Origin of the sequence: Streptomyces poriferorum (genome assembly GCF_019399235.1) — a bacterium.
Classification (GTDB): domain Bacteria; phylum Actinomycetota; class Actinomycetes; order Streptomycetales; family Streptomycetaceae; genus Streptomyces; species Streptomyces poriferorum.
In genome coordinates, this window is sequence record NZ_JAELVH010000600.1 from 1 (window position 1) to 1,278 (window position 1,278).

Annotated in this window: 2 protein-coding genes; both read right to left on the reverse strand. The window is 75.6% G+C overall.

The annotated features are described in order from the left end of the window. Nucleotides 1-117 precede the first annotated feature (117 nt). Nucleotides 118-807 (reverse strand): endonuclease/exonuclease/phosphatase family protein, encoded by a 690-nt coding sequence (locus tag JGS39_RS39940; protein WP_219574646.1) that lies wholly within the window; start codon nt 805-807, stop codon nt 118-120. Continuing rightward, nucleotides 779-1,278 (reverse strand): ROK family protein (locus tag JGS39_RS39945; protein ID WP_219574647.1); only part of this gene is annotated, 500 nt, incomplete at its 5' end. The genes JGS39_RS39940 and JGS39_RS39945, both read right to left, overlap by 29 nt.

A 1,278-nucleotide genomic window follows, 5' to 3' on the forward strand; every position in this document is an offset into this window, starting at 1 on the left:
CGGAGGGACCCCACCCCCACACACCGAACAGGGCGCACCCCTCGGGCGACCCGCGCATTCAAGCCCGTCCGGCGATTGAGGACGGAACCCCGCGCCCCGGAAAGGGGCGCGGCACCCTCACCGCCCGCCCAAGGGCCCCGCCGGCACCCGCAGCGCGGCCAGCACCGGCAGGTGGTCGGTGGCCGCCAGCAGGTCGGGCCGCCACACCCCGGGCAGTCCCGCCGGGACCCCGCAGCCGAGCACCTCGATGCCGCCGGTCGCGAAGACGGCGTCGAGCCGCTTGTGCGGGTCGTGCGGCGGGAAGGTGTGCTCGCCGCCCCGGGGCCGCAGGGCCCAGCAGTCCTGGAACCGCCCGGCGAGCAGCCGGAAGGCCCGCCCGCTCGGTACGTCGTTGAGGTCACCGGCGACGACCACGTGCTCCACGCCCATCGCGTCCACCGTCTCCAGCAGGCGCCCGGCCTGGGCGAGGCGTTCCGTGCGGTCGAGGCTCAGATGGCAGCTCAGCACCCCGATCCTGGTGCCGGCGATCCGGACCACCGCGGTGGCGAAGCCCCTGCGGTGCAGTCCCGGGGTGAGCGGCAGCAGGATGTCCTCGGTGCGTTCGACCGTGGCGCGCAGCGAGCAGAGGAGCAGGGGGCCGGCGGCGGTGCCACCGCCGCCGAGGACCACCAGGTCGGTGCGGGCCGCCAGCCGGGCGGCGGCCTTGCGCCAGCGGAAGAAGCGCGGTGCCTCCGCGAGAGGGCGCGACGGGCGTCCGGTGTGTCCGTGTCCGGCCGGATCAGCCCTGCCGGGCCAGGTCCGCCGCACCCACGAGTCCGGCCTTGCCGCCCAGTTGGGCCGCGAGAACCTGGGCGTGCGGGCGCCATTCGCCGCCGATCAGCCAGCGTCGGAACGACTTGCGGATCGGGTCGAGGACCAGTTCGCCCTCGTCCGAGACGCCGCCGCCGACGATGAAGGCGGACGGGTCGAAGAGCGAGGCGAGGTCGGCCAGTCCGGCGCCGGCCCAGCGGGCCAGCTCGCGGAACGAGTCGACGGCCACGGGGCAGCCCTGCCGGGCGGCCTCGCTGATGTGCTTGCCCTCGATGCCCTCGACCGTGCCGTCGCCGAGCGCCAGCAGGATCGTGGCGTTCTCGGGGGTGGCGTTGGCGCGCTGCTTCGCGTACCGCACGAGGGCACGGCCGGAGGCGTACTGCTCCCAACAGCCCTGGCTGCCGCAGCCGCAGAGCAGCCCGTCCGGGACGACCCGGATGTGGCCGAACTCGGCGGCCACGCCGAAGC